The 25,102-nt window shown below is 46.7% G+C and carries 24 protein-coding genes; 8 read left to right on the forward strand and 16 right to left on the reverse strand.

What is annotated here, in order from left to right:
• Window positions 1–42: 42 nt before the first annotated feature.
• The gene (locus SIC45_RS00750) at window positions 43–486 is read right to left on the reverse strand and encodes an ASCH domain-containing protein (protein WP_319630696.1); all 444 of its coding nucleotides are present in this window, start codon (window positions 484–486) and stop codon (window positions 43–45) included.
• Between the two features lie 182 nt (window positions 487–668).
• Here SIC45_RS00750 and SIC45_RS00755 point away from each other — a divergent pair, with 182 nt between their 5' ends.
• The gene (locus SIC45_RS00755; RefSeq protein WP_319630697.1) at window positions 669–1,517 is read left to right on the forward strand and encodes a Cof-type HAD-IIB family hydrolase; all 849 of its coding nucleotides are present in this window, start codon (window positions 669–671) and stop codon (window positions 1,515–1,517) included.
• A 69-nt stretch (window positions 1,518–1,586) separates the two neighbouring features.
• Here SIC45_RS00755 and SIC45_RS00760 read toward each other — a convergent pair whose 3' ends face one another.
• The gene (locus SIC45_RS00760) at window positions 1,587–2,579 is read right to left on the reverse strand and encodes an NlpC/P60 family protein (RefSeq protein ID WP_319630698.1); all 993 of its coding nucleotides are present in this window, start codon (window positions 2,577–2,579) and stop codon (window positions 1,587–1,589) included.
• Window positions 2,580–3,220: 641 nt separating this feature from the next.
• Complete coding sequence (locus SIC45_RS00765; protein ID WP_319630699.1) at window positions 3,221–3,949, reverse strand: TIGR02206 family membrane protein; 729 nt, start codon at window positions 3,947–3,949, stop codon at window positions 3,221–3,223.
• A 233-nt stretch (window positions 3,950–4,182) separates the two neighbouring features.
• Here SIC45_RS00765 and SIC45_RS00770 point away from each other — a divergent pair, with 233 nt between their 5' ends.
• Complete coding sequence (locus tag SIC45_RS00770) at window positions 4,183–5,145, forward strand: bile acid:sodium symporter family protein (protein ID WP_319630700.1); 963 nt, start codon at window positions 4,183–4,185, stop codon at window positions 5,143–5,145.
• Between the two features lie 50 nt (window positions 5,146–5,195).
• Here the strand turns inward: SIC45_RS00770 and trxA are convergent, their stop codons facing one another.
• On the reverse strand, window positions 5,196–5,510 hold the full coding sequence (trxA, locus tag SIC45_RS00775) for a thioredoxin (RefSeq protein WP_022794304.1): 315 nt from the start codon (window positions 5,508–5,510) through the stop codon (window positions 5,196–5,198).
• Between the two features lie 203 nt (window positions 5,511–5,713).
• Between trxA and SIC45_RS00780 the strand changes: the two genes are divergently transcribed.
• Together SIC45_RS00780 and SIC45_RS00785 are read left to right on the forward strand one after the other, a co-directional pair.
• Window positions 5,714–6,304: a protein-L-isoaspartate(D-aspartate) O-methyltransferase gene (locus SIC45_RS00780; protein ID WP_319630701.1), complete on the forward strand. Its 591-nt coding sequence runs from the start codon at window positions 5,714–5,716 to the stop codon at window positions 6,302–6,304.
• A 106-nt stretch (window positions 6,305–6,410) separates the two neighbouring features.
• Window positions 6,411–6,734 carry a 2Fe-2S iron-sulfur cluster-binding protein gene (locus SIC45_RS00785; protein ID WP_319630702.1) on the forward strand — a complete coding sequence of 108 codons (324 nt, stop codon included), beginning with the start codon at window positions 6,411–6,413 and terminating at the stop codon, window positions 6,732–6,734.
• Between the two features lie 40 nt (window positions 6,735–6,774).
• Here SIC45_RS00785 and SIC45_RS00790 read toward each other — a convergent pair whose 3' ends face one another.
• The 4 genes from SIC45_RS00790 to SIC45_RS00805 all read right to left on the reverse strand — a co-directional run bounded on the left by SIC45_RS00790 (window position 6,775) and on the right by SIC45_RS00805 (window position 12,904).
• The gene (locus tag SIC45_RS00790; RefSeq protein WP_319630703.1) at window positions 6,775–8,004 is read right to left on the reverse strand and encodes a dicarboxylate/amino acid:cation symporter; all 1,230 of its coding nucleotides are present in this window, start codon (window positions 8,002–8,004) and stop codon (window positions 6,775–6,777) included.
• Window positions 8,005–8,187: 183 nt separating this feature from the next.
• The gene (gene pruA / locus SIC45_RS00795; RefSeq protein WP_319630704.1) at window positions 8,188–9,735 is read right to left on the reverse strand and encodes an L-glutamate gamma-semialdehyde dehydrogenase; all 1,548 of its coding nucleotides are present in this window, start codon (window positions 9,733–9,735) and stop codon (window positions 8,188–8,190) included.
• 17 nt (window positions 9,736–9,752) lie between these two features.
• Window positions 9,753–10,958 carry an ornithine--oxo-acid transaminase gene (locus tag SIC45_RS00800; RefSeq protein ID WP_319630705.1) on the reverse strand — a complete coding sequence of 402 codons (1,206 nt, stop codon included), beginning with the start codon at window positions 10,956–10,958 and terminating at the stop codon, window positions 9,753–9,755.
• A 371-nt stretch (window positions 10,959–11,329) separates the two neighbouring features.
• Window positions 11,330–12,904: a BCCT family transporter gene (locus tag SIC45_RS00805; RefSeq protein WP_319630706.1), complete on the reverse strand. Its 1,575-nt coding sequence runs from the start codon at window positions 12,902–12,904 to the stop codon at window positions 11,330–11,332.
• On the opposite strand from SIC45_RS00805, the gene SIC45_RS00810 reads away from it, so the two are divergent.
• The 3 genes from SIC45_RS00810 to yhfH all read left to right on the forward strand — a co-directional run bounded on the left by SIC45_RS00810 (window position 12,895) and on the right by yhfH (window position 14,792).
• On the forward strand, window positions 12,895–13,131 hold the full coding sequence (locus tag SIC45_RS00810; protein WP_319630707.1) for a hypothetical protein: 237 nt from the start codon (window positions 12,895–12,897) through the stop codon (window positions 13,129–13,131). The genes SIC45_RS00805 and SIC45_RS00810 overlap by 10 nt on opposite strands.
• A 212-nt stretch (window positions 13,132–13,343) precedes the next feature.
• Entirely contained in the window at window positions 13,344–14,627 is a 1,284-nt protein-coding gene (gene aceA / locus SIC45_RS00815) for an isocitrate lyase (RefSeq protein WP_298784703.1), read from the forward strand.
• Between the two features lie 30 nt (window positions 14,628–14,657).
• Window positions 14,658–14,792, forward strand: a complete 135-nt coding sequence (gene yhfH / locus SIC45_RS00820; RefSeq protein ID WP_298784705.1) for a protein YhfH — start codon at window positions 14,658–14,660, stop codon at window positions 14,790–14,792.
• A 147-nt stretch (window positions 14,793–14,939) separates the two neighbouring features.
• On the opposite strand, the gene SIC45_RS00825 is transcribed toward yhfH, so the two are convergent.
• Entirely contained in the window at window positions 14,940–17,120 is a 2,181-nt protein-coding gene (locus SIC45_RS00825; protein WP_319630708.1) for a malate synthase G, read from the reverse strand.
• Window positions 17,121–17,510: 390 nt separating this feature from the next.
• Between SIC45_RS00825 and SIC45_RS00830 the strand changes: the two genes are divergently transcribed.
• Window positions 17,511–18,713, forward strand: coding sequence for a Bcr/CflA family efflux MFS transporter (locus SIC45_RS00830; RefSeq protein ID WP_298784709.1), 1,203 nt, complete (start codon window positions 17,511–17,513; stop codon window positions 18,711–18,713).
• A gap of 54 nt (window positions 18,714–18,767) precedes the next feature.
• Here SIC45_RS00830 and SIC45_RS00835 read toward each other — a convergent pair whose 3' ends face one another.
• The 7 genes from SIC45_RS00835 to cyoE all read right to left on the reverse strand — a co-directional run bounded on the left by SIC45_RS00835 (window position 18,768) and on the right by cyoE (window position 24,999).
• Entirely contained in the window at window positions 18,768–18,980 is a 213-nt protein-coding gene (locus SIC45_RS00835) for a DUF896 domain-containing protein (RefSeq protein WP_319630709.1), read from the reverse strand.
• 98 nt (window positions 18,981–19,078) lie between these two features.
• Entirely contained in the window at window positions 19,079–19,672 is a 594-nt protein-coding gene (locus SIC45_RS00840) for a response regulator transcription factor (protein WP_298784715.1), read from the reverse strand.
• 17 nt (window positions 19,673–19,689) lie between these two features.
• A complete protein-coding gene (locus tag SIC45_RS00845) occupies window positions 19,690–20,811 on the reverse strand; it encodes a sensor histidine kinase (protein ID WP_319630710.1) in 1,122 nt (373 codons plus the stop codon).
• An 84-nt stretch (window positions 20,812–20,895) separates the two neighbouring features.
• A complete protein-coding gene (locus tag SIC45_RS00850; RefSeq protein ID WP_319630711.1) occupies window positions 20,896–21,939 on the reverse strand; it encodes a fatty acid desaturase in 1,044 nt (347 codons plus the stop codon).
• Window positions 21,940–22,152: 213 nt separating this feature from the next.
• Complete coding sequence (locus SIC45_RS00855; protein ID WP_319630712.1) at window positions 22,153–22,989, reverse strand: STAS domain-containing protein; 837 nt, start codon at window positions 22,987–22,989, stop codon at window positions 22,153–22,155.
• Between the two features lie 78 nt (window positions 22,990–23,067).
• Window positions 23,068–23,916, reverse strand: coding sequence for a DegV family protein (locus SIC45_RS00860; protein WP_319630713.1), 849 nt, complete (start codon window positions 23,914–23,916; stop codon window positions 23,068–23,070).
• Between the two features lie 144 nt (window positions 23,917–24,060).
• Window positions 24,061–24,999 (reverse strand): heme o synthase, encoded by a 939-nt coding sequence (gene cyoE, locus SIC45_RS00865; RefSeq protein WP_298784724.1) that lies wholly within the window; start codon window positions 24,997–24,999, stop codon window positions 24,061–24,063.
• Window positions 25,000–25,102: the final 103 nt, after the last annotated feature.

Raw genomic sequence — 25,102 nt, forward strand, 5'->3', positions numbered from 1 at the left:
GAAAAGAAGCTGCTTGCCGGCAGCTTCTTTTTTGGCTTTTCCTTATTTCATCACTTCGAACCGTTCGCAGACGACTGTCATATCCTCCCGGAATATTTCCCCGACCTCTTCGAGCGCTTCGGTAAAAAATTGTTCATGTGCCTTCCACCAGTACTCGTATGAACGGTCTCCTTCCCCTTCGGCTTCAGCAAATTCTTTGGGCACTTCGTTCATCGGCATAATTTTGACGCTGGTAGTCTGGATAATGCATACCGGATCGCCGGCTCTGTTTAAAACGACGCTGTAATCCCCTATCGAAGGAAGAGGTTCATTTTCAATCTCATAAAACATGTAAGCCGAACATGTGGCCGTTTTGACTCCGGAAACGACAAGCTCTGCAAGTTCATCGGCATCTACGCCAAAGGACCAGGCCGTCACCTGTTCGGGAGGGGTCTCGTTTCGCTGCTGCCAAAAATTTTTCCAATAAGTATCTGCTGCCTGGTTCATTGCAACTCCCCGTTTCTGTGATGGTCTTTCTTTTATTAAAACATACTTCCACCGGAATATATAACTTTGAAGAGCATATTAATAGAACCCTGCTGCAAATTTATTCGCGACATCTCCAAAAGTTTATGATAAAAGTAAATAAGAAAGATTCATATCGTCATTACATTGGGAGGAAATCAGAAATGAAGCTAATCGCTGTTGATTTAGATGGAACACTTATTAAAAAAGATCGCTCCATCAGTGCAGAAAATGTAAGGACTATAAAAACCGCTCAGGAGGAGGGGGATATAGTAGCCGTCTGCTCCGGACGGTCTCTGCAGGATACTGAGGATATTTTAAAGACTGCCGGCCTGGACTGCCCGATGATGGTCGGAAACGGGGCATGGACCTATCAGGACGGGAAAAGTATTGATCAGCTGGTGATGCCTGAAGAGATTACTGAGGAACTGCTTCCCGACCTTGAAAACGAAGGTTGGTACTACGAGATATACACAAATCAGGGAGTAATACTGCTTGAAGGCGGAAAGGAGCGGCTCAGGGCAGAGGTGCAGAAGGTACAGGAAGAGAATGAGGAGATGAACACAGCCTGGGCGGAAGAGGAGATGGGCATCCAATACGCCCAGCACGGCACGGGATATATGAAGGACTACCGTGATGTGGATCCGGCAACGGCAGGAATATACAAAATATTTGTATTGTCCTTTGATCAAAAAAGATTAAAAAAACTGCGGGACCGGATGTCCCCGCGTACAGACGTTTCTTTAACTTCCTCTGGGATTACAAAGCTTGAGATCGCACACCCAAGCGTGAGCAAAGGGTATGCTCTGCGCCGCATGGCAGAAGAAATGGGTGTGCCGCTCGAAAACACAGCGGCAATTGGTGACAATTTGAATGATTTATCCATGTTTGACGTTGCCGGTACAAGTATTGCCATGGGAAATGCAGTGGAAGAAGTGATAGAAGCTGGGGATCATGTTACCAAAAGCTATATGGAAGACGGGGTAGCTTACGCAATTGAACACTATTTATAAACAGCGGAAAAGATGCAAAAAGCCAGCAGCTCTCTTTAGAGTAGCCACTGGCTTTTTTGCTGAAGTTGTTTAAATTTCGCCTGCTCCCATGTAGCGCGGTGCCCAGTAGGAGCTGTTCATGCTTGAGACAGTAACACCGGTGGAAGCGCCTGCGTGAATAAATTCGTTGTTTCCAGCGTAAATACCAGCATGGGATGCGCCGCCCCGTGTATCAAAGAAAACGATATCGCCAACAGACGGGCTTGAAACCTTTGTGCTTGCACTATAAATAGAGGCCACAGTACGCGGCATGCTTTTGCCGTGTTTATCATATACGTAGTTGATAAAGCCGCTGCAGTCGAACCCGCTTGAAGACATGCCGCCCCATACGTAAGGAGTGCCCATGTACTGCTTGGCTGTACTGACGATGTCTGAACCAGTGCCAGTTGAAACGCCGGCTACTTGTTCATTGCTGCTCGAGCTGCTGGCAGAAGAACCGTCGTAATCCATCAGGGCACTCTGCGTGGACGGCCCTGCTACTCCGTAGTAGCTGCCGGCAGGAGACGAGATGCCTGTTGCCGATTGGAAGTCCTTAACAGCCTGGAGCGTTTTAGGACCAAAACGGAAACCGGTGTAGCCCTCGAAGAAGCCGTGCTCTTTTAGTTTCTTTTGAAGAGCGTTTACGGAAGAATTCACATCACCGTAGGATAATGAACCGTGGCTTCCAATGGAAGTGGAGCTAGAACTGCCCGATGTGTTTGAAGAGGAACTGGATCCGATTACGTCCATTAATGCTCCCTGAGTCGAAGGTCCTGCTACTCCGTAATAGTTACCTGCTGGAGATGAAATGCCTTCTGCCGATTGGAAATCCTTAACAGCCTGAAGGGTTTTAGGGCCGAAGCGGGAACCGGTATATCCTTCAAAGTATCCTTCTTCTTTTAATGCTTCCTGAAGATCATTTACGGAAGAGTTTACATCACCATAGGATAAAGAACCATGATCATCAATTGCTGCATCCGCTGCCTGAGGGCCTGCGAATAGTACTCCTGCTGTTACTGCTGTTCCAAATAAGTATTTTTTCATTATGTGTGTTCACTTGCTTTTTCTATCATCCGCTGTCTTATATATGTAGGAGTATAATGATAAGTTTTTCGATATGATTACTGGATTTTATAAGTATAAATGGTAGACAGGCTAATGGATGTAGCGAAGTGAAGCTGCACCTCCTAAATGTATTTTTGTGAGTCTTTAGTATGTGTTTTTCTATAAACCCAATTCTATAAGAATGTGAGAGACAATTCAATAATGTGCAAGTTTTGTAATATAGTTTTAATAAAAATGCTTTTATAAAAGTACTTTTGAAATAATCGAAGCAAAAAAACCCAACTGTCTTATTAATAGTTTGAATTTTTAATAAGTAATGCTAAAGACTGTTATTTAGGTAAAAAAGACTATGTATAAAAATGGCAGTGAATTAAAATATGACGTTTTTTAAATGAATATTAAGGGAAAATAGTAGAGTTATTAAAGGTGTACAGTAATATACTTGTAACATTTTTGTAATATAAAATGATAAATCATAATAAGTGTTAAATATACATGTTTTATTTTTGCAATAATTCAGTAGTTATCCAAACGGCTTATTGATAAATGGGCCGTACAGGAACTGCATTTGGGTGTTCCGTCCTATAGAGCGGGACGTCTTCGTTTTATGCACAGAAAAATTAAAAAACGAGAAACTTTTTCAGGACGAATCGGTATCCTGCGTACAGGCATAGAAATGCAGTTAGTGCGATGGCCTGAAGCGTGATTAAATAATACGGCCACGGGCCGAACAAATCGTACGGGGAGGGCGACGCTGGTTTTTCCATTAAATACATGTAATTAGCGCCGAAAGAGAGATTTACTAAAAACGCCAATGCGGCCGCAGTATTCAGGGCTCCCCAAACGACAAACAAGGAGCGAAAGGAGATAAAGGTACGCTTCACCACCACCTGATAAACAACGCCTGCCACAATCAGCGCGTGAGTAATAAAAAAGTGAAGAAACCGAAAATGAGGGAAGCCGTACCGTTCCATATCCGGAAATATTATAGTAAGTAAGGCGCTGGAGGTTCCGGCATAAAACGCGAAGGAAGTCCAAAAGCGGCTGCCGGTGATAAGCATAATAACAACTGCTATCCAGGCAAGATCGCTGACTTTAAGCGGAAGTGAAAAACGAGGGTTCCAAATGCCGTTGGTAATATAAAAAAGCTGCAGGGCCAGCTGTCCAAGCAGAAAGGTGGAAATGATGAGCCACTTAATCGTCTGACGGGCCAGGGGCTCGCTCCGAAGGTAGTTCTGAAAAAGTATAATACCGGTACAGGCAAGGGCAAGGCAAACCCATACCATAAGCTGCCCGATACCAAAGGGTTCAAAGACCGGACCGTCATGATTAAATCTCCACCACCACATATTTAATTCCCCCCTCGTTTTCCTTTTACCAGTATACGCGTTGCCAAAAGCTTCCCTCAAGGCCAGTTCTTTAAACAAATTATTCCGGGGCAGGCGTGGTTTCAATAAAAGAAGAATGTAAAGGAAAACAAAGTATTCCGCTTCCTTTTTCCCATTAAAGGATTGAAATGTTAAGGCAATAGCGTTAAAATGCTAAATATTTCATAATTTAGAGAAAATAAAGGAGTGGGAGAATGAACAGCCTGAATATATTCGTAAATAAGTATTTTGCTGTTTTTGTGTTAATTGTTGCATTTATTGCTTATCTGCTGCCGGATGTATTTGTAGGAATTACTGGTTACATAACTATTTTACTCGGGATCATAATGTTTGGAATGGGGCTTACGCTGAATCTCTCCGATTTCCGTATTGTGGCAAAAAAGCCGCTGCCGGTGCTGACCGGGGTGGTTGCGCAGTTTGTTATCATGCCGCTTGCTGCCTTTATCATTGCCCTGGTTCTGCAGCTTCCGCCGGAAATAGCGGCAGGTCTCGTGCTTGTAGGTGCGTGTCCGGGCGGTACAGCCTCAAACGTTATGGTGTACCTGGCTAAAGGGGATCTCCCGGTATCAGTGGCTATGACGACGGTGTCGACACTGCTTGCGCCGCTGTTGACGCCAATTGCTCTTTTAGTGTTTGCAAATGAGTGGCTGCCGGTGGATCCGCTGGCAATGTTCTTATCCATTTTCCAGGTGATTATTGTACCTATCGCACTCGGTTTAATGATCAAACAGCTATTTCCAAGGACGGTGGAAAAAAGCGTTCAGGCGCTCCCGATTGTGTCCATGGCAGCCATTATTGCGATTGTGGCGGGAGTCGTCGGGGCAAACCAGGAAAACATTGCTGCAACCGGGCTGTTGGTTTTTGCAGCGGTGGTGCTTCATAACGGCTTTGGGCTGGCCCTTGGCTATGTCACGGCGAAGCTGGTGGGGTTAGACGAAACAAAACGGCGGGCCGTATCGATTGAGGTCGGAATGCAGAATTCCGGGCTTGGCACCCAGCTGGCGACGGTCCACTTCACGCCGCTTGCTGCGCTTCCAAGTGCTGTTTTCTCTGTCTGGCACAATATTTCGGGGCCGCTGCTCGTGTCCTGGTGGGGAAGGAAAAGCCAGAAGAAGGAAGAGGCTGTGAGGGAAAAGGAATGGAAGCATTATAAATAATAGAAAAAATCCCGTGCTCACAGTGAGCGCGGGATTTTTAAAACGGAAAATTACATGTGTTTTTCAAGCAGGCCCTGGAGCTGATCCTTTGGCTGGAAGCCGACGATTTGTTCTACCATTTCGCCGTCCTTGAAAATCATGAGTGTTGGAATACTCATAACACCGTATTTACCGGCGGTTTCCTGATTTTCGTCAACGTTTAATTTAGCAATTTTGACGTTGTCGCCGATTTCTTCGTTAATTTCTTCGAGAACCGGAGCGATCATTTTGCAGGGTCCGCACCAAGGTGCCCAAAAGTCAGTTAGAACGACACCTTCGGAAATCTGTTGGGAAAAGTCCTGATCTGATACGTGTACAATAGCCATTTATGAGAACCTCCTTCATTTCGCTTCATTGCGAGTATAGAGTAATCGTAGTACGAATAACCCTATTTGTCTAAAAGTATGCTTGAGCGGTTCAATTTTTTCAAGGGGAAGGAATGGATAATGAAGTGCACGGGAAAGAATATAAATAAGAAAATTCACAGAGAGTAAGTATTCGGAAGCATAGAGAAGAAAGGGGTTCACCTATGGCAAATAATGATAGGGATAAAGAAATAAGAAGCTATTTTAGGGAAATGGATCGCAGTTTTTATATGGATACGGACAAAAGCCTTGCCAAGTGGGATCAGGCTTTATCGATTGGGCACGGGCAAACCATCTCTCAACCGTCGCTCGTATTGAAAATGACGCTGGAGCTGGATGTGGAGCCAGGCTCCCGGGTGCTCGAGATTGGTACAGGCTCCGGCTACCAGACCGCTCTGCTAGCAGCTTTCTCCGACTTTGTGTACACGGTCGAACGAATTCCGCCATTGCAGGAAAGGGCACAGGAGCGCCTGTTGGAAGCAGGGTTTACAAACATTAATTACCTGCTGGGCGACGGCAGTAAAGGCTGGCCGGAGCATGCGCCGTACGACCGTATTATGGTAACGGCAGCAGCTGAAGCTGTGCCAGATTCCTTAGTGGATCAGCTGGCAGCTCCCGGGAAAATGATGGTGCCGGTAGGCGGCCGTACGGGGCAGGAACTTCTTCTCATCGAAAAAAACCAACAGGGAGAAGTGCACTCTCATGTAGTCGAATATGTAGCATTCGTGCCGCTCGAGCAGGACGATAAAACGTGAGAAAACGTGGAAGGCGTAAAGGACCAGTCAATATGAGGGAGATTATGTGGGCGGTTTCCACTGTGTTACGCTTTACATGCACGTTATTTTAAAGAGGAGGTTTACTATGCCAACGGTTCACGTAAAAGGCTATGGTACATTTGAAGTGGAAGAAGGAAAAAAATTAGTGCTTGCACTTGAAGACAACGGTGTTGATATTCTGCACCGCTGCGGCGGAAACGCCAGGTGCACCACCTGCAGGTGTGAAGTAAACGAAGGAGAGCTCGGGCCGAAAGAAGCTCCTGAAGCCGCGGTTCTCGAAAACAAAGACATTACTGATGAAAATATCAGGCTCTCCTGTCAAAACCGGGTGTATTCCGACCTGACAGTAACACCAGTTATGACGGCCTCCAACTCTGATATGGAGCCGGGAAGACGCCCGGTAGATTAATAAAAAGCCGCGGTCTCTTTTTAGGGACCGCGGCTTTTTGCTATTTTTCGGCAGCACTGCCTGTTTTTTCTGTTTTATTAATCAGCTTTGTTCCGACGAGATCGCCTGTAACATTTAAAGCGGTCGCGCCCATGCCGACAAGTACGTCAACAGCGGTTAAAAGTGCTACTGCTTCCATGGGAAGTCCGACCTGGGCAAAAACGGTGGCAATCATAATAATGCCGGCGCCCGGGACTCCGGCTGTACCGACCGTGGCAAGCGTCCCGACGATGACGATTTGCAGAATGGCCACAAAGCTGAGTGGCTCCCCGACGACATTTGCTGCGAAAACAGCGGAAACAGCGACCCGAATGGCAGCGCCGTCCATGTTAATCGTCGCTCCGAGAGGCAGGCTGAAGCCGTAGAGGCTCTGCTTTAACCCAAGGTCACGCGCAGCGTTTAATGTGAGAGGCAGCGTGCCGGAGCTGCTCTGGGTGACGAAGGCCGTAAGCATCGGGGTGCGCGCTTCCCGGAAGAAGGCCCCCAGATTAGTTTTGGCGGCTAAAAGAAAAACAATATAGAGCCCCAGCTGTACTGCAAGGGCAACGTACAGCACGATTATAAAGTTACCGAGGGAGAGAAGGGTATTTGCTCCCTGGCTGCCTACAATCTCAGCGATAATGGCAAAGATGCCAAATGGTATGAACTGTAAAATGCCTTTCATCACGGTGAGGGTAAGTTCGTTTAGAGCTTCTGCCCCGCGGTATAGACGCTCGCCTATTTCTTTATAGCTTGAGGAGGAACGCAGATAGGTTAATGCAATCCCAAAAGCAAAGGCGGTAAAAATAATGCCCAAAAGATTCATTTCGGTAAAGGCTACGGCAATATTATCCGGGACAATGTTTAATATAACCTCTGTGACCCCAGGGTTATCAGGAGTCTCAAAGCTTTCGCTCCCATCCAGTGTAGTACCGGTGCCAGGGTTGAAAAGGCTGGCAACAGAGGTGCCCACCACGATTGCTACAGCAGAGGTAAGAAGATAATAAATGAATACTTTTCCTCCCATCCGGCCGAGACCTCCGACAGTAGTCTGGTTGATCCCTACAATCAGCGTAAATAAAATCAATGGAACTATAATAAACTGAAGCAGTCGCAGCATAAGGTCGCCGATAGGTGCGAGCACGGCGGCACTTTCGCCAAAAATAAGTCCCACAGCGATACCGGCAATAAGAGCAGTTGTAATTTTGGCAATCAGTGAGACATCAAAGTAACGCTTTAACAGGTGTTTCAATAGCTGGCCCTCCTTTATTAATGAATTCTTATCGGTTTAATCAACATGATAAAACTAAAGGAAACAGACAGTGTTGTCAAAATGAATGCTCAGAAAAGATGTAATGAATGTAAAGATAAAAAAGAGTTTCCCCAAAGTGGGAAAACTCCTTTGTAAAAATATACTGCATCACCGAGAGCAATATTAAAGCATTTGGCTGATCGTTTTTGGATGGAGATGCTGAATCAGATAATCCGGGCCGCCGGCTTTGGCATCCGTACCGGACATTTTAAAGCCGCCAAATGGATGATAGCCAACGATGGCGCCGGTGCAGTTGCGGTTGAAATACAGGTTGCCGACGTGGAAATGAAGCTTCGCATATTCCAGCCGGTCGATGTTATTGGAGATGACCGCCCCGGTTAAGCCGTATTCGGTATTATTGGCAATATCAATGGCTTCTTCGTAGGAGGACGCTTTCGTAAAAGCAACGACCGGACCGAAGATTTCCTCCTGCATAATGCGTGCTTTCGGGTCCAGATCGGCAAAGACGGTCGGATCAATGAAGTATCCTTTGGAGTCGTCACTTGTTCCTCCAGCCACAAGCCGGCCTTCCTGCTTGCCGATATCGATATAGCCGGTGATTTTATCAAATGCCTTCTGATTGACCACAGGGCCCATGTAGTTGTCATAGGAAGTTGGATCCCCTACAGATAAAGCTTTGGCCTGTTTTTCCACCTTGCTCAGAACGTCGTCGTACACATCCTGGTGAGCGACGACCCTGGAGCCTGCCGAGCATTTCTGGCCGGAAAAGCCATAGGCGGAAGCGATAATGGCCTCAGCAGCCGTATCAAGGTCCGCTTCGCTGTCGACGACAATGGTATCTTTGCCCCCCATTTCAACGATGACCCGCTTCAAATGCTGCTGGCCTTCCTGGATATCCGCGGCTTTTTTATAAATGCGTGTACCGGTAGCCCGGGAGCCGGTGAAGCTGATGAGCGCTGTTTTGGGATGATCCACGAGATGATCGCCAATTTCTTCCGGTTCCCCGGGTACGAAGTTAATGACGCCGTCCGGCACGCCGGATTCGATCAAAATGTCGACAAACTTTGCAGCAATGACAGGGGTCGGCTCGGCCGGCTTTAATAAAACAGTATTGCCCGTCACCAGTGGGGCGACCGTTGTGCCCACCATGATCGCGCAGGCGAAATTCCATGGTGGAATGGTAACGGCCACACCAAGCGGCTGGTAGACATACTGGTTGTATTCTCCCTCCCGGCTGTTAATGGGCTTGCCGTTTTTCAGCTCAAGCATCTGGCGGGCATAATATTCGACGAAATCAATGGCTTCGGCTACATCTGCATCTGCTTCCTTCCAGGGCTTGCCACCTTCTTTGACGAGCGTGGCCGACAATTCGTGCTTCCGGCGGCGCATTTTTGCGGCTGCCCGGAACATCACTTCGGCACGGGCATCGGCACTTGTGGTTCTCCAGGACTGAAACGCTTCGCTTGCGGCATCGAATGCCTGATTAATTAAGGCCGGATTGGCTTTGGAGACACGGCCAATCACTTCCTTTTTATTTGCAGGATTGATGGAAACAAGCTTTTCACCCGTGATAATCCGTTCGCCGCCAATAATCAGCGGGTAGTCCTGTCCGAGATGTTTTTCGACGTCTTTGATGGCCTCCGCAAATTCTTTTCGGTTCTGCTCATCCGTAAAATCCGTAAAGGGTTCATGCCGGTACGCTGTATACATGTAAAAGCCTCCTATTATTAAAGTTCAGCAAGCACTTCTTCAATTCGTTCAGCCGCCCAGTCGAGATCTTCCTTTGAAATGATGAGTGGCGGCGCGAAGCGGATAACAGTTTCATGCGTTTCTTTACAGAGAATTCCCTTGTCTTTTAACTGCTCACAGCAGGCGCGTGCCGGGACATCGAGTTCGATGCCGATAAACAGCCCTCTTCCCCTCACTTCTATAATATGAGGGTTTGTGATAGCGGCGAGTCTTCGTTTAAAATGCTCTCCAAGCTCGAGTGAACGTGAGGCAAGCTGCTGCTCTTCGATCACTTCAAGAGAAGCAACCGCCACTGCGCAGGCCAGGGGATTGCCGCCGAACGTAGATCCGTGGGACCCAGGGGTGAAAACACCAAGGATATCTTCATTGGCTGCTACGCATGATATAGGGAAAACGCCGCCGCCGAGCGCTTTACCAAGAATGTATATATCAGGAGTAACCCCGTCCCAGTCGCATGCGAACATTTTACCTGCGCGCCCAAGGCCGGATTGGATCTCATCGGCGGCAAACAGCACCTGGCGGGACTGGCACAGCTCATACGCGCTCTGCAAAAATCCTTCAGGGGGTATTACAATTCCGGCTTCCCCCTGAATAGGCTCGACTAAAAATCCAGCTGTATAAGGGGTGATGGCTTTTTCGAGCGCATCGAAATCTCCGTACGGTACGATTTTAATTCCCGGGAGCATCGGGCCGAAGCCCCGTTTGTATTCTTCCTCCGAAGAGAGAGATACAGCGCTCATCGTACGTCCGTGAAAATTTCCCTCGCATGCAATAATTTCCGCCTTTCCTTCCGGGATTCCTTTTGTTTCATAGCCCCAGCGTCGAATCGCTTTGACTGCTGTTTCTACTGCTTCAGCCCCGGTATTCATGGGAAGCACCATGTTCTTGCTGGTCAAGGCCGACACTTTGTCATAAAAAGGAGCAAGCTGATCATTATGAAATGCCCGGGAGGTAAGCGTCACCCGGTCGGCCTGGTCTTTCAGGGCGTGAATAATTTTGGGGTGGCGGTGTCCCTGATTGACAGCAGAGTATGCGCTCAGCATGTCAATATAGGACCGGCCTTCCGGATCCTTCACCCATATGCCCTCCGCTTCAGTAATAACAATGGGAAGCGGTGTATAATTTCGGGCACCGTGTTTATCGTTTTGATCGATAATCTGACTCGAGGACATTATTTCTGCCATGCATACCCACTCCTAAAGTAAGGTTACTGTAAAAGTTGCAAGAACTGTGCCAACTTCGGGAAGCACCCACAGCAGGGAGAAGCCGTCGAAAGGAATGAGAAAGGAAAAAAATTTTGCAGCCAGTGATTAATTTTTTTGCACTTTTTTGAAAATTAAAGTGCAGCAATTACAAGTAAAAGACCTGACATTATAAACGAAACAAGGACGGGCTTTTCAGCTTCGGTCCTTTTATTATCCGGGCAATAAATAAGTCTATGATCCTTCTATTCAAAACATACGCTTGTATAGCTATTATTTTATTGGCTTCCGAAAAGAATTGTTAAAAAAACAAAAAAACAGAGAAAAGGAGAATTCCCTTTCTCTGCAGTATATTACTGTGCTTCTTTTTTGGTTTCACTCTCTATAGAAGAGGAGGCTGTAATCCCCTGTCTTTGGGCCATGGCTTTGGCTGCTTTCGGTGCGAGCCAGAGCGTTGGCAGCAGAATAAGGGACACAGGGACCGCGGTTACTACAATAAATGACTGAAGGGCGTCCACGCTGCCTTCCCCAATAAACAGCAGACAGGCAGCTACAGCTCCCATAATAATCACCCAGAAAACGCGAATGGCAGGATGAGGCTCCTCGCTGTCGCTGACTACAATTGAAATCGTGTAGGACATAGAATCTGTTGTAGTTACCACGAAAAGAATAGTAACTAACAGAAAGCAGAAAGCGATAAAGGTTCCGAGCGGCAGCTGCTGTACGATAGCCATCATCGAAGCTGGCATGCCTGATTCAAAGAGGGCGTCTGAAACTGATCCCGGATTATTTAATTCATAAAAGATGCCCGAGCCGCCAACGATGGTAAACCAGAAGTTTGTTACGAGCGGGGCGATAATAGACACGGCGAGGATCAGCTGCCGGATCGTTCTGCCACGGGAAATTCTCGTGATGAAAATAGCCATCATCGGCCCGTAGCCTAAAAACCATCCCCAGAAAAAGACCGTCCATAAACCGAGCCACTCATTGCTTCCGCGAAAGCTGCTCATCTGTGCAAATTCCTGCGTGTACACTCCAAATGAAGAGATAAAGGCGTCTAAAATGAAACCGCCCGGACCAATAAGCAATATAAATAAAATCAAAACAATCGTAAACCATACGTTAAACCGGCTCAAAAGCTGAATCCCTTTATGAATACCGGTGACGGCGGATATAGAAGCAATAGCTACAAGTCCGGCAATAATCATAAACTGGGTCGGGTAATTATTGGGGATCCCCATGAGGGTCTCAAAACCGTAGCCTGTCTGAGTGCCTAAAAAGCCAATAGGACCAATAGTACCGGCAGCGACCGAAACGATCGAACACACATCCACGATGGTACCAAGCGGACTGTGAACAGCGATTTTTTCGCCGAAGACCGGATAAAGGAGCGTCCGCGGACGAAGAGGCATGCCTTTATCATAATGAGCATGCATTAACACTATGGTGCTCAGTGTTCCGAGAATAGCCCAGGCGAGAAAGCCCCAGTGTAGAAAGCTTTGAGCGAGCGCAGGCTGCACTGCTTCGGAGGAGCTGCTTTCAAGCCCGGAGAATACCGGAGGAAGATCCATAAAATGATAAATAGGCTCCGCTGCGGCCCAGAAAACACCACCGCCAGCCAGCAGGGTACACATAATGATGGAAAGCCATTTAAAATAGCTGAATTCCGGTACGGCTAAATTTCCAAGGCGTACATTTCCGTATTTCGAAAAGCCGATGTAGAGTCCGATGAAAAAAGTGGCAAGTAAAAGAATCTGCCAAAAGGCTCCGAAAAAGACAACAGCCCAGTTAAAGGTGGTCGTGACAAACTGGCCGACAGCTCCAGCGTTAATAAGAGAAAAAACGACAAATAAAATCAACAGTCCACCGCTTAAAAGCGTGACCGGCCAGTCATTGTTTTTCCAATGATTTGGGGGTTGTGAAGACACAAATATTCCTACTTTCTTTTATATATAGAGTAAAGATTTATGCAGGCAGAGAAACGCCGGGACAGGGGGAGCGGTTTTCAGCAGCCGGACACAAAGAACATATCTTAGTAGAACCGATGGGCTTCGTCAATAAAAAAGCCCGCAATTTTAGTAAAAGCCTCGGCTTTGAAGGTGGAAAATCACTTTTTAATAGTAATTCCTTCTGTATTAATACAGAAGGAATTTGAAGAATAGTTTATTTAAAAGAGAAAAACTATTTAAACAAGGGATGCGGAGCCTCTATTACAGAAGTAAATAAAAATTTCAAAAAATTATTATAAAACAGTTGACGAAAAATACATGCTGTTATAATATAGTCTCAACAAAACAAATTGTACTATAACAGAAAGCGCAGCTGCATTTTCAATTTGTTTAATCTGAAGAAAAAGGAGAGAGACATATGATCCGTCAGGAAGATGTAAAGCAGATGGAAGAAGCCTGGGAGAACGAGGAACGGTGGAAAGGGATTACACGCCCCTACTCGGCAGAGGATGTGTTGAAGCTTCGCGGCTCGATCAAAGTAGAATATACACTCGCTGATATGGGAGCAAATCGTCTTTGGAATTTAATGCAGGAGGACCCGTTCGTCCGGGCGCTTGGGGCCCTTACAGGCAATCAGGCTGTACAGCAGGTGAAAGCAGGATTGAAAGCGATTTATTTAAGCGGCTGGCAGGTTGCCGCTGACGCTAACCTCTCCGGCCATATGTATCCGGATCAGAGCTTATATCCCGCCAACAGCGTTCCGCACGTAGTGCAGCGTATCAACCAGGCACTGCAGCGGGCGGATCAGATTGAACATCTCGAAGGAAACGATGAAACAAACTTTTTTGCTCCAATCGTAGCTGACGGAGAAGCAGGATTTGGCGGCCGGCTGAACGTGTTTGAATTAACCAAATCGATGATCGAGGCAGGAGCCGCCGGTGTGCATTTTGAAGACCAGCTTGCATCCGAAAAGAAATGCGGTCACCTGGGCGGAAAGGTATTAATACCGACGAGCACCGCTATCCAAAATCTCATTTCGGCAAGACTTGCAGCAGACGTGATGGGAGTGCCGACAATTATTGTGGCCAGAACCGATGCAAACGCGGCCGATCTGCTTACAAGCGACATCGACGCCTATGATCACTCATTTATCCGAAGCAACGAACGGACCGAGGAAGGCTTTTACCGCACAAACAACGGGCTGGACCAGGCGATTGCAAGGGGACTTGCTTACGCACCGTACGCCGATCTTGTCTGGTGCGAAACCTCTGAACCAAACCTTGAGGAAGCACAGAAATTTGCAGATGCGATTCACGAAAAATTCCCGGGAAAAATGCTTGCCTACAATTGCTCGCCTTCCTTTAACTGGAAAGCAAAGCTGAGTGACGAAGAAATTGAAACCTTCCAGGAGCGGCTTGGCGAGATGGGCTACAAGTTTCAGTTTGTTACTCTGGCCGGCTTCCATGCTCTTAACAACAGCATGTTTGAACTGGCTGGCGGCTATAAAGAACGCGGCATGGGAGCTTATTCCGAGCTTCAGCAAAAGGAATTTGCCAACGAAGACCATGGCTACACAGCAACGCGTCACCAGCGTGAGGTTGGTACAGGATACTTCGACCAGGTAGCAACTACCATTTCAAGCGGAAAATCATCCACGACAGCGATGAAGGGATCGACAGAATCAAGTCAGTTCAGCCGTTAATTATTAAAAAATCATGAGGAGGTTTTTCCAATGAGAGAAACGACGATGGAGTATCAAAGAGAAATACCGACAATGATTTGCAGCGACTGCGGAAGCGAAATGACAGAGCATCAGGAAACACCAATGATCCAGTGTGATCACTGCTTAAGCAAAATCGAAGAATAGCAGAAAAGATACGGCCGGTGCCCCGCGTTACAGCAGGGCGCCGGTTTTTTCTGTATACATATGTAATAGAGCGGTCTGAATGCGGGGGCGCAAAAAAGAACCTCAGGCTTTCCGCTTTAGGGAAAGCCTGAGGATGGAGAAAGGAGGCTATTTGGCTTCTGCTTTTAAACGATCCTTAGCTTCTCTGCGTCGTCTATGGAGAATAGGCTCGGTATAGCCGTTTGGCTGATTGTACCCCTGGAATACTAAATCGCATGCGGCCTGAAAGGCGGTCGACTGGTCAAAATCCGGACTCATCGGGCGGTATTCGGGATCGTGGGCGTTTTGTTCATCTACAACAGCGGCCATTCGTTTGAATGTTTCCATTACCTGCTGCCTGGAGCAAATGTGATGATGAAGCCAGTTGGCAATGTGCTGGCTGGAGATGCGAAGCGTTGCCCGGTCTTCCATAAGTGCAACGTTGTTGATATCCGGCACCTTAGAGCAGCCGATGCCAAGCTCGACCCAGCGGACAACATATCCAAGAATGCCCTGAGCGTTATTGTCGAGCTCCTCCTGTACTGCGGCTTCTGACCAGTCAGCATTAGCGGCGGTGGGTATAGTTAAAATAGAATCAAGATGAGATTCAGATAGCTGTTTTAAATCTTTTTGGACTTCCGGGACATCGACCTGGTGATAATGGAGAGCGTGCAGCGTAGCGGCCGTTGGTGAAGGCACCCAGGCGGTGGAAGCTCCGGCTTTTAACTGTCCGTCCTTCTGATCCATCATAGCTGCCAACTGCTCGGGCATGGCCCACATGCCTTTACCGATCTGGGCACGCTGTTCAAAGCCGGTGGCAAGTCCGGTCTGTACGTTTGATTTTTCGTAGCTTCCGAGCCAGGCAGAGGTTTTCATTTCGCCTTTCCTGATCATCGCTCCTGCCTCCATGGAGGTATGAATTTCATCTCCGGTCCGGTCCAGGAAGCCTGTATTAATGAACATTACCCGGTCTTTTACTTCCCTGATGCAGGCCTTCAGGTTTATCGTTGTTCTTCGTTCCTCGTCCATAACGCCTATTTTCAAGGTGTGGCGTTCGAGGTGGAGCATATCTTCAATCCGGTCAAACAGCTTGTTTGCAAAGGCAGCTTCTTTAGAACCATGCATTTTTGGCTTAACAATATAGATGGAACCTTCGCGGGAGTTTCCGTATTTTCCGTTTCCAAGCAGGTCGTGTTTGGAGATAAGGCTCGTAATGACGCCATCCATAATGCCTTCAGGAATTTCTTCTTCCCTTTCATTTAATATGGCATCGGTTGTCATCAAATGGCCGACGTTCCGGTTCAGCATCAGAGAGCGGCCTGACAGAGTAAATTCTTCGCCGAAAGGAGACGTATAGCTGCGGTCCGGATTCATAATGCGTGTCACTGTTTTATCGCCTTTTTGAAACCGGGCGTTAATATCTCCTTTAATGAGACCGAGCCAGTTGCGGTAAACCAGTATTTTATCTTCAGCATCTACAGCAGCTACAGAATCCTCGCAATCCATAATAGTTGTAAGCGCAGACTCTACAGCCACATCTTTTACTCCGGCCGGGTCGGTTTTACCAATCGGGTGACTATAGTCAATTTGAATTTCGATATGCAGCCGGTGGTGCTTTAAAAGCACAGCTACCGGACGGGCGCTTGCGCCCTGGTAGCCTGAAAATTGTTCAGGATGTTGAAGCTGCCCCTTGCTGCCATCCTGAAAGGATATTTCGAGGCCCCCGTTTTCAATAGAGTAGCTGACCGCGTCCTTGTGGGAACGGCTGCGAAGTGGAAAGTATTCGTCCAAAAATTGCTTAGCGTAAGCAACAACCTTTTCACCGCGTACAGGATTGTAGGATTGCTGCTGCTCCGCTCCGTCCTCTTCATTGATGATATCGCTTCCATATAAAGCATCGTAAAGGCTTCCCCAGCGTGCATTAGCTGCGTTAATGGCAAAGCGTTCGTTGCTGATGGGGACGACAAGCTGCGGCCCGGCCTGCATGGAAATCTCTTCGTCCGTGTGTTCCGTGGCAATTTGAAAATCATCCGGCTCTGGTTCAAGGTAGCCGATTCTTTCAAGAAATGTTCGGTACTGATCCGGATCCCGCTGAGGGTGAGCCTGATGCCATTCGTGAATCTGGTTCTGCAGATTGTCTCTCGTGTGCAGAAGCACTTCGTTTTCAGGGGTCAGATCATGAACTATCTGACCGAAATCCTGCCAAAACTGCTTTTGTTCCAGTCCGGAGCCGGGAAGAACTTCTTCATTAATAAATTGATATAAAGAAGGGTGCACATGAAGTCTGCCTGCCGATCGGTACGTGTTCATATTATTCCTCCTTCAAGGTAAGAGAACAGAAAAAGCTGCTCCCAGGATATAATACCATTGTATTATAACAGTTATATAAATATCAACACTGTTATATAAAATTATAAAACTTCGTCAAACAAAATTTTTTTTAGTATAGTGAAAGCATTGTGAATTAAATTTAAGAAACGTATTTTATGATTGTACTCACAATGGCATTGGGAGTAGTATTTCCCGTTGGAACATTTGTGATGGAGTGAAATTAGAAATAACCAGGTCTTATGCTGAGGCTGATAGCGAAATGAGGTATACATGGGCCTGGAAACGGGATAGAATAACTAATGTATACAGAAGCTGTGAAATTGTATGCGGATGCAAGGTCCAATTCAAGCAGAAAGGTGTTCCTTCTATATGATTCAGAATCCTAAAGGAAAAGAGCGGATCGGTCTGGCGCTGATTCTTAGTATGCTTGCAATTCTCGGGCCGCTCAATATTGATATGTACCTGCCAAGCTTCCCGGGAATAGCGGCAGATTTAAACGCCCGTGCCTCCATGGTGCAGCTTAGTTTAACTGCCTGTCTTGTTGGTCTTGCAGTCGGTCAGGTGATCGTCGGCCCGATTAGTGATGCAAAAGGGAGAAGAAAGCCGCTGCTGGTTTCTATTACGCTGTTTGCGGCTGCTTCGTTTATTTGTGCAATTGCACCGAATATATACATATTGATTGCTGCAAGGCTGCTGCAGGGCTTAACTGCTTCTGCCGGCATTGTCGTTTCAAGGGCGGTGGTGAGAGACATTTTCAGTGGAAAGGAACTGACCCAGTTCTTTTCGCTGTTGATGGTTATTAACGCCATCGCCCCTATGGCCGCTCCGATGATTGGAGGCGCCATTTTACTCCTCCCATTTTCAGAGTGGTCGACAATTTTCCTTTTTCTCGCGGTCGTCGGGCTTGCCATCGTAATTACAATTGGTTTTCGGCTTGAAGAGACCCTTCCGGAGGAAAAAAGAACGCCGAGCTCACTCAAATATACGATTCGCACCATTGGTGATTTGTGGAAGGATCGTTCTTTTATCGGGTACGCATTAACGCTTGGCTTCGTGCACGGGGGCAGCTTCGCCTACGTTTCCGGCACGCCATTTGTGTATCAGGAGATTTACGGGGTCTCAGCCCAGGTGTTCAGTGTATTATTTGGCATTAATGGCCTGGCTATTATCACCGGCAGTTTTTTAATCGGCCGGCTGGCCGGCATTATTGCTGAACGAAAACTACTTCGCACGGCGGTGATCACGGCAGTAAGTGCGAGTTCTTTTCTTCTCGCGATGACAATCATTGAAGGCCCGCTCGCGCTGCTCGTCATCCCTATTTTCATTTACATGACAGCGATGGGGATGGTGCTGACAAGCTCGTTTACGCTGGCGATTGCCAAACAGGGCCACCGGGCAGGAAGTGCAAGTGCGCTGCTCGGCATGCTTCCGCTTTTGATAGGTTCAATAGTTTCCCCGCTTGCCGGCATTGATGAAACGACAGCTGTCCCGATGGGAGCTATTATGTTTATTACGACCGTATTTGGACTGACGGCGTTCAGCACGCTCAGTGAACGCCCGCAGAAAAAATAAAATAAAGCCGGTACGCTGTGTTGGGAGCGTACCGGCTTTGTATACCAAAGCATTTTAGGATTGAATGTTTTTTAATTTTTCCGGTGTTACATCGTTACCTTCCGGATCCTGCACGGTGGTGGTGAGCAGTGTCTCTTCCATCGATCCGCGGATCATTTGAAGGTACTCTTCACGAAGCTGCTTCTGCTCCTGCTGCTCTTGTGCAGTCAGTCCCTGATTTACTTTTTTTCTCGCCAATTCGTTAATGCGAGGAAGCGTTGCGATCATGTGAATTCCCCTTTCGTTTTATACCCATACATGTATATGGTATAAAAATAGTATAGCAGAAGCCTGCTGCGTATGCAAGCCGGGGCAGCAGACTGGTATTAATGCTTCAATTCCTGAAATTTAGTGACGGCTTCCACACGATTGCTTACTTCAAGCTTATCAAATATAACAGAAATATAGTTTCTCACAGTACCATTGGTAAGAGACAGCTGCCGGGCTATGGCCGTGGTGCTTTTTCCCTCTGCGATTAACGCAAGTACTTCTTCTTCACGTTTGGTAAGCGTGGCGGCATTGTTATATGCAAGATCCACCAGGTCAGGGGAATAGACCTTTCTGCCGCTCATAATAATACGGATAGACTGGGCCAGTTCTTCGCTCGGGCTGTCCTTTAAAAGATAGCCGCTGATTCCTGCTTTTCGGGCCCGCTCAAAATAACCGGTGCGTGCGAAGGTGGTAAGAATAATAATTTTGCACGTACTCTCCTTTAACTCCTCAGCAGCCTCTAACCCGCTTTTTACCGGCATTTCAATGTCCATAATACATATATCAGGCTGTTCTTTATCAATAAGGGCCAAGGCTTCCTGTCCATTCTCTGCTTTACCGACGACTTCCATATCTTCTTCTAAATCGAGAAGAGAACCAAGGGCTCCTAAAAGCATCTGCTGATCCTCAACGATCACTATTCTTATCATAGCGGGCGGCCTCTCCTTTATTTAATTTGTTGAACGACCAGAGGTACTTGAATAGCAAGCTTTGTGCCTTCGGAAGAATAATAGTTAAACTGGCCGTTGATGAAGCCGAGGCGTTCTTTAATGCCCTGCAGGCCGCTTTCGGACCAGGATTTCTGATCGGAGGAAATGCCTTTGCCGTCATCTTCGACTGTGAGGGAAAGGCTGGTTGTGGATTGATCGATCGCAATATAACAATTTGCTGCTTCACTGTGTTTAACAACATTGGTCACAGCTTCCTTTAAGCACATGCTGAGTACATTCTCAATGAGAGGAGGAGCTTCGTGAAAGCTGGCGCTGCCCTTTACATGAAGAGTAATACCTGCAGCCTGAAGAATTTCCTCTACGCGCAGAAGTTCATCGCTCAACTTCGCACCTTTCATATCGGATACGAGCTCACGAACTTCTTTTAAAGCGGTGCGGGCGGTCTGATGAATATCAGTTAATTCCGCCTGGGTCCGTTCAGGTTTAGTATCTATTAATTTTCCGGCGAGTTCACTTTTTAAACCAATTAACGAAAGCTTCTGTCCAAGAGTATCGTGCAGATCTCTGGCAATACGCTGCCGTTCTTCGAGAACAACGAGCTGGGAGATGCGCTGGTTCGCTTCGTGAAGCTCAGTTTCAAGCTTTTCGCGTTTGTTTCGGTTGTAGATATTAAAAGGAAGAAGAATAACCCCGATGACACTGATGGCAATAAAGGGAAGCTGCATCATAAACAGCTCGTTTTGAACGTAAAAGCCGATGACAACAGCGGCCAGGGTAGTAAGAAGGTGGAGAATGTACAGGGTAAGGAAGCCTGCCTTATGCTGAATATTACCAATAAAGAAGGCTAAAAACAGGGAAAAATAAACATAACCAAAATAAAGGGTCATGCCGATACTGATAAGCATTTCAATGCCCACAGATAAATAAACCGTCCAGCCCTTTTTAATAAAGGATAAACGATAGGTCGTAAAAAACAGAAGAATCATAAAGACACCAAGGATAATTTCAAAATAAGTGGCAGACCGAATAATAAAATAAAAGGGGAGCAAGCAAAAAATGATCCATGCGTACAGGCTGAGGCCGGTGCTCTTTGGGAATATATCGAACCAGTTTTGCATAAACGGGCTCCTTTTTCATGAGGCGTCGTATTTCTTTAAATTAAGTATAACAAACCCCTCTCCGTAACAGAGAAGGGTTTGTTGTTAAGATTTTTTATCGGACGGGGAGGCTAACGGCTCTTTTGCCTGTCTTTTGCTCCGGATGTTCGCTTCTTTAAAGCTGACAAACGTATTGTTTTCTTCATCGTACAAACGGAACCGAATAGAGGTGAGGCTTGTACCCAGAGTGATTTTTGTAGCCTGCTGCAGTGGTTCAATGTTTTCATGGGTTTTTGCCAGATTATAGTTCGGTACACGCGGGCTGAGATGATGCACGTGATGGTAGCCGATATTGCCTGTAATCCACTGAAGCACTTTTGGAAGCTCGTAGTAAGAGCTTCCGTCTACTGCAGCCTTTACAAAGTCCCATTTATCTTCGTTTTCAAAGTAGGAGTCTTCAAACGTGTGTTGGACGTAAAATAACCAAATGCCGAGAAACCCTGCTGTAAAAAGCATAGGAATCTGAATGGTGAAAAAGGCAGCCCAGCCGACAAGCCAGATTAACAAAGCGTAAATAACTACAATAGAAATATTCGTGAAATACGTGTTCAGGCGTTCTTTTCGTTTGGCACCTTTACGGTTGAAGCGGTTTTCGACAAGAAACAGATAAAATGGCCCTAAAAAGAAAAGCACGAATGGGTTGCGATATAAGCGGTAGCTGAGTCGCAGCCATCTGCCGGCGTTTTGATATTCGTCGACGGTCATGACCCAAACATCTCCGGTGCCCCGTTTATCGAGGTTGCCGCTCGTGGAGTGGTGAATCATATGGCTTCTTTTCCATTTTGCATAAGAGAAGTGAGTAACGATCCCGGTTAATGTACCGATTCGATCATTCGCCTTACTGCTTTTAAAAAATGAACCGTGCGTGCAGTCGTGAAAGATAATAAATGTACGGACGACAAAGCCTCCGGCAATAATTGCGAGGGCGACAGTAATAAAAGGAGAAATGGAATACGCTGCATACGCAAGCGCCCATAGGGCCAGTAAAGGAAGAATGGAGTTGCACAGCTGAATAATGCTTGCTTTATGGTCAGAATGAGCGTATGGGGCAGCGCTCTTTTTCAATTGCATTTGTTCTTGTCTGCTCATGGTTAATCGCTCCCTGTTTTATCGGGTATGTCTCTAATAATAGGGTATAAAATTTTGACTCCGGCTGTAAGTCATAGACGTCAGGGAGAAAAAATGACAAGTGTCATATACGGGTTGAAATAAGTGGAAAATACGAAATATGTATAAAATCAGCCGGAAAACTCCGGGCAGACTAAAGCCTCTGAACGTTCAGGTGTTCAGAGGCTTTGGCTTTTATAAAGCGTAGTTTGCCTGCAGTGCGTGGGTCAGCTCGGAAACGATATCAATGTCTTTAAAGCTGATGCCAAGCTGGACGGCAGTCTGGGCCATCTCTGGTCGCATGCCGCACAGCGTAGTTTTCACGCCGACGAGCTTTAAGGCGGTGGCAAGCTGCATAATACGCTGAGCGACAAACGTAGTGATATCACGAACGCCCGAAAGGTCAATGTACAGCCTTGTTAATTCGCTTTCGGTGCATTGCTTTAACGTATGCTCCACAATCACCTGGCCCCGCTGTTCATCGATATGGCCAATGAGCGGAAGCAGACCGGTTTTCTTTTGAATCAAAATGATCGGGGAGGAAAGCTCCAGAATCATAGCTTCTTTCAGCTGCATCTGTTCGTTCATATGATAAATAGCTTCCTTCATGAACGCCCGCCCGGCGTAATCGAAAGCCTGGAGTGCCTTGCGCTGCCAGCCGAGCACATGATCGACCGGAATTGATTCCTCATACTGGTGAACAAACAGGCGGATCTGTTCTAAAATGGCGTTGCGGTAATAGGTGAATTCTTCCTGGATAGTGAGCATCGGCTGCCACATTTCTTTATTCTCTTCCACAATGGCACTGATTTTTTCTTCAAAATGCTCGTAAAATTGGGTTTCTTCTTCCCGGAATACATGCACAAGCTCCTGGGCAAAAACCTTTTTCATTTCTTCGAGTTTTTGATTTGTATAATCATCAGAAGCATTGCCAGAAGAGGAATCGGAAGACCATGTGCCACGCATGGTGTCTATATGTTCAATCAAATAATCATATAAGGAGCCGTCAGCTTTTTCCTGATTAAATTGCACGGGCATTATTCCTCCAGAGTAAAAGTATGGTGCAGAACGGTCTAATTATAGAGTCTGGAAGAGAAAGTCACAAGCCTTTTATCTGTATTCATACCACATAATCCCCATGGTTTCTGCTCCGCCGTGAACACCGATCACCGGACTGAGAGGGCAAAGATGAATGGAGAGCCCGGGGGAAAGCTCCTGCAGCTCTTTTTTCCATGCCTCTGCTTTACCTTTTGTTGTTGTATAAATAATGCTCAGGTCTTCGACCTGCGAGGATGCTATGGCATCTTGAGCAATCTGCAGAAGCCGATTTTCGGCCCGTTTTCGTGTGCGAATTTTTTCAAAAGGAACAATTTGGCCCCGTTCAAAGGTAAGAAGAGGATGAATCTTCAAGAGCGTTCCAAGAATCAGCTTTCCGCGGGAGATCCTTCCCCCTTTATGTGCCTGTTCAAGGCTTCCGAGGAGCAGGTAGCCTTTGGCATGGCCTGCCATCTCTGTTAACCGCTGCTGTATTTCCTCCGGCGTGCTCCCTTCCTCTGCTAATTTTGAGCCTCTCGTCAGCAGGGGACGAATGCTGCCGGCACCCATCCCTGAATCTACTGTGAAGAGCGGAAAGCCGGTCGTTTCTGCCGCGAGCTGGGCTGTTTGAAGAGTACCGCTCAGGTGACTGCTGATATGTATGGCGATTCCTGCGTCATAAGAACCCTTTAATTGTTCAAACAGTTCGGAAAAGCTTCCCACAGAAGGCTGGCTGGTTGTAGGGAAAGCTTCTTCATGCGGCAGGCGCTTATAAAATTCCTCCGTGGTAATCTCGACATTTTCTTTATAGCTTTCATTTTCAAACACAACAGATAAGGGAATAATATGAATATTATACTTTGCGGCTGTTTTCGGATCGATAGAACTGGTGCTGTCTGTGATCCAGGCTATACGCTGTGTCATCATCCACCTCTTTTTCATGTTAATTTGACAACGTTTTCACTATACAGATTCTGAGGCGGGATTTCGAATGAAACCCCGATGGCTCCGTATAAAAACATTGGTAAAGAAAAACATGCCCGGGCCCGTGCAGGTGCCAGAACATGTTTAGTTAAAAAACAGGGCAATTAGGGAAAATCCAATTACGACAGTGAACAAAATCGTCATATGATTCAATGAAAAAATAAACATAGTAGTTGCCCATTTTTTGCTGTCCATCCGCCGGTAGCATATAAAGCTTGCTGCAAGCCAGGCTGCGCTTAATACAAAGGATACACCAACGATAAAGCTGCTGACAGGAAGGAAAAGAAAGCTCGATAGGGTCAGCAGAACAAGGTAAACGTTTGTCTGAATATAAGTCCGCCGGTTTCCCTTGATTACTGGAAGCATTGGGATATCTGCTGCTTTATACTCGTCGTGTCTGCGTATAGCGATAGCATAGAAGTGAGGCATCTGCCATAGAACCATAATAACGAAAAGGCCGAGAGCTGCCGGGTGGAAAAAATCATTAGAAATAGCAGCCCAGCCGATAAGCGGGGGCACTGCTCCGGAAATACTTCCGATTTCTGTATTGTAAATCGTGCGCCGCTTGCTCCACATCGTATAAGGAACAACATAAAAGAATAAACCTATAAAGCCGAAGAAGGCTGCGAGCGGTGAAGCCGCATATAAAAAGCCCAATCCTGCAAGTGTCATAACAATTCCCAGTATAAGTGCATTTTTCAGCTGCATCCGGCCAGTCGCCGTAGGGCGGTTTTTCGTCCGGTCCATAATCTTATCGATATCGCGGTCGTATAAGTTGTTAAACGTGCCGGCGGCGCCGATAACAAGACCCGAGCCGAGCGTGGCAAGGACTATCGCTCCGATTTTATCGGAAAAAGCGATGTTGTGGATATATAAAGCAAGGGTAATCCCTGCAAACATAACGATTAAATTGGATTTGATAATCCCTGTTTTAATCGTTTCCGCCAGTACTTTACGAAGTGCCTGTTTCGGGGCAGCGAGGGATCCTTGTTGAACCGTGCGTTCGATATTTTCCGATTTCATTTTATTCCCCCCAACCGTGTTCATCCGATACTAATGTATCACATATGTCGTAAAAATTAGAGATATTGACGAAAAAGTTCGCTATCTTGTCAATTGTTTGTGA

This window comes from Marinococcus sp. PL1-022 (assembly GCF_033845285.1).
Classification (GTDB): Bacteria; Bacillota; Bacilli; order Bacillales; family Marinococcaceae; genus Marinococcus.